The organism is Acinetobacter sp. ANC 7912 (assembly GCF_039862785.1).
Lineage (GTDB): Bacteria > Pseudomonadota > Gammaproteobacteria > Pseudomonadales > Moraxellaceae > Acinetobacter > Acinetobacter thermotolerans.
This window is the reverse complement of record NZ_CP156795.1, coordinates 1909288-1921750: the sequence shown is the minus strand read 5'-3', so window position 1 is coordinate 1921750 and position 12463 is coordinate 1909288. Positions and strand designations below refer to the sequence as shown.

The following is a 12463-nucleotide window of genomic DNA, read 5'->3' as shown; positions in this document are numbered from 1 at the left end:
GAAGATGGATCGTCAGGCTCAGTTTCGAGCAAGAGAAACCTTAATTTTTCAGGTTGCTGAGCAATTGCTACTGGAAAATGGCGAAGCCGGCATGACGCTAGATGCGTTGGCTGCGGAACTGGATTTAGCCAAGGGAACACTCTATAAACATTTCCAGAGTAAGGATGAGCTGTACATGCTGCTCATCATCCGCAATGAACGCATGCTGCTGGAAATGATTCAGGATACGGATAAGGCCTTTCCAGAGCACCTGGCTTTCTTCATGCTGCATCACCTGCATCATCCTGAACGTACCGTGCTGTTCCACCAGATTGAAGAACGTTTATCTACAACTGGTGTCGGTATTCAGCAACTGTTTAACGAGCTGTACCAGATTCGCAAGCAGCGTTTGCGTCTAATCATTCGTATGACTGAAAGCTATCTGGCATCCATTCAAAGCAGCATGCCAGTTCGTGATTATTTGGCTTCAATCTGGTCACTGACCCATGGTGCTGCAGCAATCCTGAACTCGAGCTTCTACCAGCGTTATCTTGGTTCTCGTGATACGTTACGCGTGGCTTATATTGATCAGGCGCTAGCTTTGCCAAAAAAGTTTAGCTCGGTCGAGCAGTGTGCTTAAAGGCATTCCATGAACAGGCAATCGCTACCATCACAGCGTGGTTTTACTCTCATCGAGTTGATGGTGGTGATTGTGATTATGGGCATCATGGCATCGCTAGTGCTGCTGAATATTGGTGGTGTCGATCAGCGTAAAGCTATGCAAGCACGTGAAGTATTATTGCTGGATTTGCAACGTATTTTACGTGAAGCTAATGATCAAGCGCGGGTACTGGCTTTAGAAACTAAATCTGCTACAGATGTCAGTCCATTTCAATACAGTGTGGTGGAATATCAGAAAAATCCGGTAAATACCGATTTCAGACTGAACAGCACACCACAAAAATGGATTCCCTATACTGAATTTAAAACTCAAACCTTGCCAGATCATGTGTCTTTTCAGATTCAACCCTTAGATCAGCGTTATGAGAATGCACAAAACCGTGATCTGACTGCACAGGATGCGCCGAAGCTGATCTGGTTGGGTAATGGGGAAGTCAAACCGGTACGGATTCAATTCTATCTTGATAATAATGAAGTCGGTTCTGCGATTGAAATCGACCACCTGGGTAAGATCGTTGATGAAGAATAAATCCCTTTCAGCTAATGCATCCTCTTTTCAGGCTAAGAAACGAAATGGGCTTGTTTTATGCTCCTCAAGCACAGCTTTTGGACTTTCTTGCACGACAATGCCGCTCAGGTCGAGTATTACTCGACTTAATCGTGCCTCAGGTTTTACTTTGCTTGAAGTGATGGTCGCACTTGCCATCTTTGCGACTGCAGCCATGGCGCTGACCAAGGTCGCGATGCAGTATACCCAGTCGACTGCGCATGCCATTTTGCGTACCAAAGCCCAGTTTGTAGCTTTAAATGAAGCTGCACAAATGGAAATTAATCAGGAATGGCTTACGGGAACTTCATCTCGACAAACTACACATCAGGGTGAAACCTGGCAGATTGATAAAAAATCTGAACCGACGATTAGCCCCAATGTGCAACGTGTGGAGATTCAGGTCAGCATCGTCAATGCAGATACCGGGCAGGTGGAATCAGGCGTCAGCAGTCTGGTGTTCTTTAATCATCGGGTGAATCAGACACAATGAAAAAGAACGGTTTTACTCTGGTTGAACTTCTTGTTGCGATTGCAATCTTTGCCATTCTGACGGCATTGGGCTGGCGGGTCTTTGATCATGTAAGGGTGACACGGGATCAGAATACCGTTCATGAGCAAAAACTGAACCAGTTGCAGCAAGGCTATCAGCAGATTCTGCGAGATATGGTGCAAACCGTACCATTAACCGCAAATTTTAATGGTGATATTCAGCCAGCCTTGGTATTGCAGAATGGCCAATTTAATTTCAGTAAAACTGGTGTGACTGATCCACTGGAGCAGGGTATTGCCCCTGATGAGCGGGTAGAATATCAGTACCGTGCCGATGAGCAGAAAGTCTATCGATTAAAATATAGGAATTTGAACCAGACTGGACGTGATCAGCCAGAATCCAGTGTGCTCATTAGTGATGTCGAGCAGTTCCAGATTATCGCACTCAATCCAAATGAATTAAGCCAATGGCCTGAAAGCGGATTAGATTTAAATAAAATTGAAAACAAGCAACTGTTACCTAAAGGCATCAAGATTAATCTGATGGTGCAGGGGGGGCAGTATGAGTGGCTGTTTAGCCTGCTGAATACTGATTATCTTAATAATAACAATAACACCAGCAGTTCTTAGGGTGAGAGCATGAAGCAGCAATACGGCATCGCATTAATTACCATTCTGGTGATGATTGCTCTGGCAACTATCTTGGCAGCGACGATTGCCAAACGTCAGGCTGCAACAGCTGAAAGTACAGCTTATCTGATGCGCCAAAACCAGTCACTGATGTATGCCAAAAGTGCTGAAGCTTTTTTTTCTGAACTACTAGTTGATGATGCTGAAAATGCGGCTGATGTTGATCATCTGAATGAAACCTGGGCACAATCGATGCCACCTTTTCCGGTTGAAGATGGTTATGTCATGGGAAGGCTAGAAGATGAATCTGGAAAATTCAATCTGAACAGTCTGGTAACAGCTGATGGTGCGGTGAATGAACCGGCAAAAAAATGGTTTGAACTGATCTTAAAGCGAGTTGGACTATCGGAACAACTCAGCGAAGCAGTGATCGACTGGCAGGATTCAGATGAACTTCCAATTGGCCCAATGGGCGCAGAGTCCAATTATTATCAAGGCCTGCCGAATGCGGCCTTGCCACCGAATGCCAAGTTTCATAGCGTCGAACAGCTGAAATTGGTACGCGGCTTTGAAGATAATCGCTATAAACTTTTGATGCCTTATGTGACGACAGCTCCACTGAGTGACAGTCAGGTCAATATCAATACGGCACCGGCAGCTGTGCTGGCCAGTTTGGATGAAAAGCTGGATGTGAATGCTGTACAACAGGCATTGGATCAGAAATTTGGTCAGCAGGAACATTTTGCGAATGTCTCTGATCTGTGGCAGACACCACCATTTGATCAGGTCGCTGTAGAAAACAGAAACCAATTTGCTAGTCTACTCGGTGTAAAGTCAAACTTCTTTAAAGCACGTATTGAAGTGCTGTTAAGTGAACGTAAACGCCAATTCACGAGCGATCTGGTACGTGAAGACAATAAAGTCTATGTGGCTTATCGTAGTATGGCACCATTTTAAATTTTTAAGCTTAAGCAAAGAGTAGGGAATGTTACGGTTTAATCCGTTTTGTCTATTAACGTGAACTGCAAAATTAATCCTCCTGTCTATACTTTTGCTTTATAATTGCAGGGAATTCACCTATTTTTTGACGACATTACGGCACATGTTAATTCGTAAGTTATTTAAGTTTGAAAATGCTCATATCGTGCGGAATTGCACATCGGATCGCTGCAAGCGTTCGATTCATGGTCATAGTTATAAAGTAGAATTATTATTGAAAGCATCTAAGCTCGACCATGGCCAGATGGTATATGACTTCGGCTTATTAAAAGGTGTAATTAAAGACTTTTTTGATTCTTTCGATCATGCGATCTGCTTCTGGCAGAACGATAATCCTGAGTATATTCAGGCATGCAAGAATTTTAGTGCACGTTGGGTGTCGTTGCCAGTGTCACCATCTGCAGAACAGTTCTCCCGTATTTTCTTCTTCTTGGCGCAGCAGGTGCTAGCTTCCACCATTACCCAGAATGGTGAAGGGGATGTCGAGGTGTATTCGGTGATTGTTCACGAAACCGATACAGGCTATGCACAAAGTTTCCTAGAAGATATTGAAAATGAGCAGATGGGTACTCTGAGTCTGGATCAGATCGAATTCTCTGAACAGGTACAGGCTGAATGGACTGATCCTGATATGTTCAACAAACTGAAACAGGGTGTGCCATTCCATAATCCGACCGTAGATCTACAGGTAAAAGTTTAAGCTGTCCCGGTTTTAAACTAGATGACATCAATTTAGGATGAAAGCATGTCTTTATTAGCTGAACAGCAGATTGCCAAACTCAATAAAGTCCAGTTGGATGATAGCTGGAAATATGAGCTGAGCGACTTCCTGCTTGGCTCAAAAATGGAATCATTACGCACCTTTCTGATTGAAGAAAAACGCGCAGATAAAGTGATTTATCCGCCAAATCATCTAATTTTTAATGCGCTAAACACAACACCACTGGATAAGGTCAAAGTCGTGATCTTGGGGCAGGATCCCTATCATGGACCAAATCAGGCACATGGCTTGAGTTTTTCTGTACAAAAAGGTGTTGCATTACCGCCTTCTTTACGTAATATTTTTCATGAGTTACACTCTGATTTAGGTGTCCCTATTCCTAAACATGGTGACCTGACCCACTGGGCGCAGCAAGGGGTATTACTTCTGAATGCTGTTCTGACAGTAGAAGCGGGTCAGCCGACTTCGCATCAAAAACGTGGCTGGGAAGAATTTACCGACCATGTGATTGATGTCATTAATGAGCAGCGTGAAAATGTGGTTTTTATTCTTTGGGGTGCATACGCGCAGCGTAAAGGACAACGCATCGACCAGAATAAGCACCTAGTATTGAAAGCCGCCCACCCATCGCCGTTATCGGCAAACCGGGGTGGTTTTTTTGGCTGTAAAGTATTTTCGAAAGCAAACAATTATCTTAAACAACATGGCATTGAGCCCATAGACTGGCAGCTGGACGCATGACATATTCTCCCGTATCAAAACAATACCACTCGGACCTGATTGTCGAAGAAGCCCAAAATGGATGGCGAATCGTACGTTTAAATCGTCCGAAATCTTTACACGCACTGGATGAAACCATTGCAACGGCTTTACTTGAGGCCTTCGAGGACTTTCATCACGATAACAGTGTAAAAGCGATCTGGCTAGATTCGACCACACCAAAAGCATTTTGTGCGGGTGGAGATGTACGCAAATTGCGTCAGCTGGTCATTAATGATGAAGTGGCAACAGCCAACAAATTTTTTGAACAGGAATATGCTTTAGACCTGTTATTACATAACTATGCTAAACCCGTACTGGTCTGGGGTGAAGGTTATGTTATGGGTGGTGGTCTGGGTCTGTTTATGGCCGCACCATTCCGTCTAGTAACGCCATATTCACGCTTGGCGATGCCAGAAATTAATATCGGGCTGTATCCGGATGTTGGTGCAACTCGCTTCCTGGCAGACCGTGGCGCGATTGGTTTGTTTACCGGTTTAACCGGTTCGATCATGACCGCAGCGGGTGCTTATGGGATCGGCTGGGCTACCCATATCTGTGATATGCAGCGTGATGCAGTGCTGGACAAGATGGTCAATATTGATTGGGATCATTATCCAGCAGGCGATTTCCGTGCGATTGATGACACACTCAACAGCATGCACCGTCCGGTTGGTCCTGGACCGCTGCAAAACTCGCTGGATGTCATCCAAAGTGTTTGCCGTGGTGTGAACTTTGAACATGACTATGAAGCTATTGTAGGTTTAAGCGATGCACGTAGTGACTGGCTGCGTCAAGCGAGTGAAAACCTGCAAAAAGGTTCTCCTGCAACAGCAGCCTTGACTTGGTTACTCTGGCAGTGGGGTAAAGGGCTACCGTCATGGAATGAAGTATTTGCACTGGAAACCCAGATTTCAGACTGGAAAATCCGTCATCCAGACTTTGTAGAAGGTGTGCGTGCACGTCTGGTCGATAAAGACCTATCTCCAGAATGGAAAAAAGGCACTGATCTCAGTTTAAAAGGCATTTTGGGTAACAATCCACCAGTGACTAATATTGACAGCTGGAATGCTTTGTTAAGACAGTATAGCGTGATCAGCTGATTCATGACCGACCACATTCAAACCGATGAAGAATGGATGCAGTTTGCCTATGAGCAGGCTGCATTGGCCGCCGAGCAGGGTGAAATCCCTGTCGGTGCCATAATTGTCAGCAATAATCAGATTATTGGGCGCGGCTTTAATGCCCCAATTTCATCTAATGATCCGACAGCACATGCTGAAATTGTGGCGATTCGTGAAGCCTGCCAGAACATTGAAAATTACCGCCTGCCTGAAGATGCTGCCCTGTATGTGACTTTAGAACCATGCACCATGTGTGTTGGGGCACTGGTACATGCGCGTATTTCCAAAGTGGTATTTGGTGCCATGGAGCCCAAAGCAGGTTCGCTAGTTAGCGTTCGTCAGCTGTTTGAAACCGGCTACTATAATCACGTATTTGAATTTGAAGGCGGCTGCCTGCATGAAAAATGTTCGCAGCAGTTGAGTGCTTTCTTTAAAATGCGCCGCGAGCAGAAACGACAACAAAAGTTACAAGAAAGACAAAACGGTGATCAGAATCAATCCTGATTTCTGTTTAGTATGAGCTTTGAAAATAACAACCTAAAAACAGGACGCCTTATGGACACCATACAAGTAAAAAAAGAATTTCCTGCACCTTTGACTCAGGTATTCGATCTGCTTTCTAAACACTCGACTTATAACGTAGCTTTTGCACCTATTCAGGTGGAACGCATTCAGGATTCTGCTGATCCAGAACGTCCAGATGGAATAGGTTCAGTCCGCAGCCTGGGTTTTGGTCCTATTAAGCCGCTGAAAGAGCAGATTACGCTGCTGGAACCAAATTCCCGTATCGAATACAAAATTATTCAAAATCCTTTGGTGAAACATCACCTTGGAATTATTGAGTTTGAAGCGCTTGGCGATGACAAGACGCTGGTGACCTATACCATCGAATTGCAGGTACGAGCGCCATTTGTCAGCAAATTAATCCTTGCACAGTTAAAAGCAGGCATTAAACTAGGCTTCGCGAAACTCGCAAAATCTGTTTAAACAACAATGGAAAAGCAATGACAGTTCAAATTATTACCATTGATGGGCCAAGTGGTTCAGGCAAGGGAACACTGGCAGCAAAAATTGCCAAACATTATGGTTTTCACCTGCTGGATTCTGGCGCGCTATACCGTTTGCTCGGATTGTCATTGCACCAACAAGACCTGATTGATTCACTGGATACAGAACTGGAAAAATGCGTACACATTGCTACAAATTTAGACATCCGATTTACAGGAACTGAGAGTGGTGTACAGGTATGGCTGAATGGAGAAGATGTGACCCAGACCATCCGTACCGAACGGGTTGGTGAATATGCCTCAAAAGTGGCGGCAATTCCTGAACTTAGAGCTGCTTTGGTGGGTCGTCAGCATGCTTTTGCCCAGACCCCGGGTCTGGTGGCAGATGGTCGTGACATGGCGACCAGTATCTTCCCGAATGCAAAGGCAAAAATTTATTTGACTGCATCGGCTGAATCGCGTGCGAACAGACGTGTAAAGCAGTTGCAGGGTATGGGGCTGGATGCTAAAATAAACGACATTTTAGCTAATATACAAGCTCGAGATAAACGAGACATGGAACGCACTGTCGCTCCGCTCAAGCCGGCAGCAGATGCCTACATTATCGACAGCTCAGAATTGAGCATCGATGAAGTATTCAATCTGATGACCGCTTATATCGACAGCAAATTAGCTAATTAACGAATACAGCAGACGCATAGCTTGATCAGTTTTATATGGACTATGTAGACGCTTAACTAAACCGGCCTTGTCTGATCCAAGACCGCTGACTTTATCGGAAATATCATGACCGAATCTTTTGCAGCCCTCTTTGAAGAAAGCGAATTAAACCTCAACGTTGAAAAGGGTGCAGTCATCCAAGGCGTTGTAGTTAGCATCGACTCTGACTGGGTAACTGTTGACACTGGCCTTAAATCTGAAGGTATTGTTGACCGTGCTGAGTTCTTAAATGAACAACGCGAACTTGAAGTTCAAGTTGGCGATACTGTAGACGTAGTTGTTGAAGCTCTTGACAACGGTATGGGTCAAACAGTTTTATCACGTGAAAAAGCGAAACGTGCTGAAACTTGGACTAAACTTGAAAAAATCTTTGAAGACGGCGAAATCGTTACTGGTGTTATCTCTGGTAAAGTTAAAGGCGGTTTCACTGTTGACATCGGTCCAGTTCGTGCGTTCCTTCCTGGTTCACTGGTAGACACTCGTCCTATCCGTGACACTACTCACCTTGAAGGTAAAGAGCTTGAATTTAAAGTAATCAAGCTTGATGCTAAACGTAACAACGTTGTTGTTTCACGTCGTGCTGTTATGGAAGCTGAATCTTCAGCTGACCGTGAAGCTCTTCTTGCTCAGCTTGAAGAAGGTCAAACAGTTACTGGTACTATCAAAAATCTTACTGACTATGGTGCATTCGTTGACCTTGGCGGTATTGATGGTCTTCTTCACATCACTGACATGGCTTGGAAACGTATCAAGCACCCTTCAGAAGTTGTTGAAGTTGGTCAAGAAGTTACTGTTAAAGTACTTAAATTCGACCGCGAACGTAACCGCGTATCTTTAGGCCTGAAACAACTTGGCGAAGATCCATGGTTAGCGATCATGAGCCGTTACCCTAAAGGTTCTATCGTTAAAGCTCGTGTAACTAACCTGACTGACTACGGTTGCTTCGCTGAAATCGCTGAAGGCGTTGAAGGCTTAGTACACGTTTCAGAAATGGACCACACTAACAAAAACATCCACCCATCTAAAGTTGTTCAGATCGGTGACGAAGTTGACGTTATGGTTCTGGAAGTGGATGAAGAGCGTCGTCGTATCTCTCTTGGTATCAAACAAACTCGTGCTAACCCATGGGAAGAGTTTGCTAAAAACCACGAGAAAGGCGAAAAAGTATCAGGTACTATCAAGTCAATCACTGACTTCGGTATCTTCATCGGTTTGCCAGGCGGTATCGATGGTCTAGTTCACCTGTCTGACATCTCTTGGAACGAACAAGGCGAAGAAGCGATTCGTCGTTACAAGAAAGGTGACACTGTTGAAGCGGTTATCCTGTCTGTAGACGCTGAAGGCAACCGTATCAGCCTTGGTATCAAACAGCTGAACAGCGACCCATTCAACGACTTCCTTGCTGCTAACGAACGCGGTGCGCTTGTTAAAGGTACTGTAACTGCTGTTGACGCTAAAGGCGCTACAGTTAAGTTAGCTGATGAAGTTGAAGCAACTCTGAAAGCATCTGAAATCAACCGCGACCGCGTTGAAGATGCAACTAAGTTCCTTGAAGTTGGTCAAGAAGTTGAAGCTAAGATCATCAATGTAGATCGTAAATCTCGCTCTATCAACTTGTCTATCAAAGCGAAAGACGAAGCTGAAGAGAAAGAAGCAGTAGCTAACCTGAAATCAGCTGCAGCTAGCCAAGACAACGGTCCTAAAACTATTGGTGACCTGATCAAGGCTCAAATGAGCAACTAAGTAAGGGTCGGAATGTATTGTTAATGTAATTTAACTAATATTTTCTGCACGATTACTGTAAACGGTAGCGTAGTATTTAATTATTGCGCTACCGTTTTGTATTTAAACAGGTTATTATCGGAATAGAGAGTCCAAGTAGCTTGATAATTAAAGAGGTCGCAGATGACTACTGAAGCACTTAATAAGTCTGATTTAATAGAGCGTATTGCGCTGAAGAACCCGCATTTGGCTGAGCCTTTGGTCGAAGAAGCGGTGAAGATCATGATTGACCAAATGATTGAAGCGCTATCTGCTGATAACCGTATCGAGATTCGTGGGTTTGGTAGTTTCGCGTTACATCATCGTGAACCACGTATTGGCCGTAACCCCAAGACTGGAAAGTCTGTTGAAGTTGCAGCGAAAGCAGTACCACATTTCAAGCCGGGTAAAGCATTACGTGATGCTGTAAACGAATCAGCCCAGAAATAATTTCCCGGAGTGTTCTATGCGTTACGTGTTGATCGTTTTACTACTGGTTTTATTTGGTTATTCACTGGCACTGGTATTGCAGAATGGTACTGAGCTTTCTGTAGACCTGTTATTTACTCAAGTGCCTGCAATGCGCCTAGGCCTGCTATTGCTACTGACTCTGGCATTAGGTGTTGTGTTAGGCTTGTTATTGGGTGTGCAGGTATTCAAAGTGTTCCAGACCAACTGGGAAATAAAACGACTGCGTAAAGATATTGACCACTTGCGTAAAGAGCAGCTGAATACAGCGAAGCTCATGGCAGCCGAAGCAGCTGCACATACCCGTCATGAAAAGACGATTGTAGATATCCATCCACAGGATCGTCCTTCCAGCCCTTTATAAGGATGTGATGTCAGACTTATGAATATTTGAAGTTCTCCTGATTTTTTAAAGCACTCTGGGTTTTGCTCAGGGTGTTTTTTTATGCCAGTATATTGATAAGTCTATTATAAATATAATTATTTAAAATTTTCGCTTTAGGAATAAGGCACTTAAATTAAATCAGTAGAGGATTTTTATACTTTAAATCTTTGTACAGGCAGCTGAAATCCGTATAATGCGTTAATTTTGTCAATTTGAAGGGTCTTGTTATGAGTATTATCGTTGCCTTGGATGCCAAAAGCCAATATGACGCTTTAACGATTGTCGAGCAGTTAGACCCTCAGCTTTGCCGTGTTAAAGTGGGTAAAGAGCTGTTTACTCATGAAGGTCCATCTGTGGTTAAGGCGCTGCAAGACAAGGGCTTTGAAGTATTTCTGGACCTGAAATTCCATGACATCCCGAATACTACTGCACAGGCAGTGTGCGCAGCTGCAGACCTGGGTGTATGGATGGTAAACGTACATGCTTCAGGTGGCCGTAAAATGATGGAAACCTGTGTCGAACGCCTTAAAGCTGGTAACTACAATACTCAGTTGGTCGCGGTAACTGTATTGACTTCAATGGGTCGTGAAGACCTGAAAGACATCGGTTTGGATATCGAGCCATTTGAGCATGTAAAACGTCTGGCGACCTTGACCAAAGAAAGCGGTCTGGATGGTGTAGTCTGTTCAGCGCAAGAAGCAAAAATGCTGCGTGAAACACTAGGTCAGGACTTTGCTCTTGTAACCCCGGGTATCCGTCCTGAAGGTTCAAATGCGGATGACCAAAAACGTATCGTGACCCCTAAACAGGCAATGTTGGATGGCTCAACCCACCTAGTCATTGGCCGCCCAATTACTAAGTCTGAGAACCCGCGTCAAACCTTAAAAGATATTCTGGCTACTTTGTAATTTAGTAAGCTGTCTTGTCCTGAAATAGATTGACAGTATTCCACTTCAAACCGAGTTAAGCAATTAGCTCGGTTTTTGTTTGCTCATACATCTGATTCGGGGTGTTCATATTTAAACTTAAATGCGGTCTATAACAATTGTAAATCATGATAGATTCCGCAATTAAGTGATCTAACTCCTTCATGGTTTGACATCGCGTGGTTAAAAACTCCTGCTTTAATATTCCATTAATTCGCTCTGCTAATGCATTCTGATAACAGTCCTTGCCATCTGTCATGGAAGGACATATCCCATAATGGCGCAATGCCGATTGATATAGCTCAGAGCAATATTGAGCACCTCTATCTGAATGATGAATCATCCTAGTCGCTCGATCTGTCGCTTGCTGCATCGCCATATGTAGAGCCTGCACAATATTCTCCGCACGCATATCATTCGATAACTTATAACCTTTAATCTGTCGGGTATAAGCATCTGTCACCAAGGATAAATAATGCACACCTTCAGCACTCTCAACATAGGTAATATCACTAACAAAGACTTCATTGGCTTGCACTGCTGCATAATCCTTTAATAAATTTGGATGCTTCTTCATCCAATGCTTGCTATCCGTAGTTTTTGTATAGCGACGCTTAGGGCGAATCAATAAGTTATTTTCTTTCAATATTTTAAATAACTGATCCCGTCCACACTTTAAACCACGTTGCAACAATTTGCCTTTAATAAGCCAATACAGCTTACGTGTTCCGATACTTGGCATGAGACAGCGATATTCCATAACCAACTCAAGTATTTGTTCAGTTGCTTGTGCAGTCATTTGAGCACGTTTTTCTGCTTGATAATAAGCTTGTCGGGTGATTCCCAACCACTGACAATAACGTGAAACGCTTAGTCTTCTTTGGCTTTGCCAATCTTTGAAACGTGCTCGGTATACTTTTTTCCAAGATCAGTCCCACATTCTTTATCAATGTGATAAATCACATCCTGAATAAATTCAGTTTTAAGCTTTTCTGCGGCTAACTGCTTTTCTAATTGGCGGATTCGTTGTTGGGGTGTCAATTGGCGTTTAGAAGAAGTCGGCATATTCGAAGTCCAGTCCTGTTGTCCGTGCTTGCGTAACCATACCAGCACAGTTGATCTTCCTTGAATACCATATTTTGCCTGAGCTTGCTTATAAGTAATTTGCCCTTTTTCTACTTCATGTACCACCATCATTTTAAAGGCAAAGCTATAGTCACGTTGTGTACGTTTAACTCGTTGTTCTCGTTTATGTTCCATAAAA

At 43.8% G+C, this 12463-nt stretch carries 16 protein-coding genes; 15 read left to right on the top strand and 1 reads right to left on the bottom strand.

Annotated features, from left to right (window positions below):
• Positions 1–4: 4 nt before the first annotated feature.
• The 15 genes from ABEF84_RS09490 to pyrF all read left to right on the top strand — a co-directional run bounded on the left by ABEF84_RS09490 (position 5) and on the right by pyrF (position 11181).
• Positions 5–619, top strand: coding sequence for a TetR/AcrR family transcriptional regulator (locus ABEF84_RS09490; RefSeq protein WP_034587650.1), 615 nt, complete (start codon positions 5–7; stop codon positions 617–619).
• A 9-nt stretch (positions 620–628) separates the two neighbouring features.
• Positions 629–1189: a type II secretion system protein gene (locus ABEF84_RS09485; RefSeq protein WP_347452848.1), complete on the top strand. Its 561-nt coding sequence runs from the start codon at positions 629–631 to the stop codon at positions 1187–1189.
• A gap of 97 nt (positions 1190–1286) precedes the next feature.
• Positions 1287–1700 (top strand): type II secretion system minor pseudopilin GspI, encoded by a 414-nt coding sequence (gspI, locus tag ABEF84_RS09480; protein ID WP_347473666.1) that lies wholly within the window; start codon positions 1287–1289, stop codon positions 1698–1700.
• The gene (locus tag ABEF84_RS09475; protein WP_347473665.1) at positions 1697–2329 is read left to right on the top strand and encodes a type II secretion system protein GspJ; all 633 of its coding nucleotides are present in this window, start codon (positions 1697–1699) and stop codon (positions 2327–2329) included. The genes gspI and ABEF84_RS09475 overlap by 4 nt, the downstream gene beginning before the upstream one ends.
• A gap of 9 nt (positions 2330–2338) precedes the next feature.
• Entirely contained in the window at positions 2339–3286 is a 948-nt protein-coding gene (gene gspK / locus ABEF84_RS09470) for a type II secretion system minor pseudopilin GspK (protein ID WP_034587656.1), read from the top strand.
• A gap of 145 nt (positions 3287–3431) precedes the next feature.
• Entirely contained in the window at positions 3432–4028 is a 597-nt protein-coding gene (locus ABEF84_RS09465) for a 6-carboxytetrahydropterin synthase (RefSeq protein WP_034587657.1), read from the top strand.
• A gap of 45 nt (positions 4029–4073) precedes the next feature.
• Positions 4074–4790 carry a uracil-DNA glycosylase gene (gene ung / locus ABEF84_RS09460; protein WP_034587658.1) on the top strand — a complete coding sequence of 239 codons (717 nt, stop codon included), beginning with the start codon at positions 4074–4076 and terminating at the stop codon, positions 4788–4790.
• On the top strand, positions 4787–5911 hold the full coding sequence (locus tag ABEF84_RS09455) for an enoyl-CoA hydratase/isomerase family protein (RefSeq protein ID WP_347473664.1): 1125 nt from the start codon (positions 4787–4789) through the stop codon (positions 5909–5911). Before ung ends, ABEF84_RS09455 begins: the two co-directional genes overlap by 4 nt.
• A gap of 3 nt (positions 5912–5914) precedes the next feature.
• Complete coding sequence (gene tadA / locus ABEF84_RS09450; protein ID WP_034587661.1) at positions 5915–6436, top strand: tRNA adenosine(34) deaminase TadA; 522 nt, start codon at positions 5915–5917, stop codon at positions 6434–6436.
• Positions 6437–6487: 51 nt separating this feature from the next.
• Positions 6488–6919: an SRPBCC family protein gene (locus ABEF84_RS09445; protein ID WP_034587663.1), complete on the top strand. Its 432-nt coding sequence runs from the start codon at positions 6488–6490 to the stop codon at positions 6917–6919.
• Positions 6920–6936: 17 nt separating this feature from the next.
• Complete coding sequence (gene cmk / locus ABEF84_RS09440) at positions 6937–7620, top strand: (d)CMP kinase (RefSeq protein ID WP_034587665.1); 684 nt, start codon at positions 6937–6939, stop codon at positions 7618–7620.
• A 105-nt stretch (positions 7621–7725) separates the two neighbouring features.
• Entirely contained in the window at positions 7726–9402 is a 1677-nt protein-coding gene (rpsA, locus tag ABEF84_RS09435) for a 30S ribosomal protein S1 (RefSeq protein ID WP_034587667.1), read from the top strand.
• A 162-nt stretch (positions 9403–9564) separates the two neighbouring features.
• The gene (locus ABEF84_RS09430) at positions 9565–9870 is read left to right on the top strand and encodes an integration host factor subunit beta (RefSeq protein WP_034587669.1); all 306 of its coding nucleotides are present in this window, start codon (positions 9565–9567) and stop codon (positions 9868–9870) included.
• A 16-nt stretch (positions 9871–9886) separates the two neighbouring features.
• Positions 9887–10252 carry a lipopolysaccharide assembly protein LapA domain-containing protein gene (locus ABEF84_RS09425; RefSeq protein WP_347473663.1) on the top strand — a complete coding sequence of 122 codons (366 nt, stop codon included), beginning with the start codon at positions 9887–9889 and terminating at the stop codon, positions 10250–10252.
• A gap of 248 nt (positions 10253–10500) precedes the next feature.
• Positions 10501–11181, top strand: a complete 681-nt coding sequence (gene pyrF / locus ABEF84_RS09420; RefSeq protein WP_404798969.1) for an orotidine-5'-phosphate decarboxylase — start codon at positions 10501–10503, stop codon at positions 11179–11181.
• A gap of 55 nt (positions 11182–11236) precedes the next feature.
• Here pyrF and ABEF84_RS09415 read toward each other — a convergent pair.
• Positions 11237–12459 (bottom strand): IS3 family transposase gene (locus tag ABEF84_RS09415; protein ID WP_347473661.1). Its coding sequence is split into 2 segments (ribosomal slippage): positions 11237–12123 and positions 12123–12459, totalling 1224 coding nucleotides; the frame shifts between segments, so codons are not numbered across the junction.
• Positions 12460–12463: the final 4 nt, after the last annotated feature.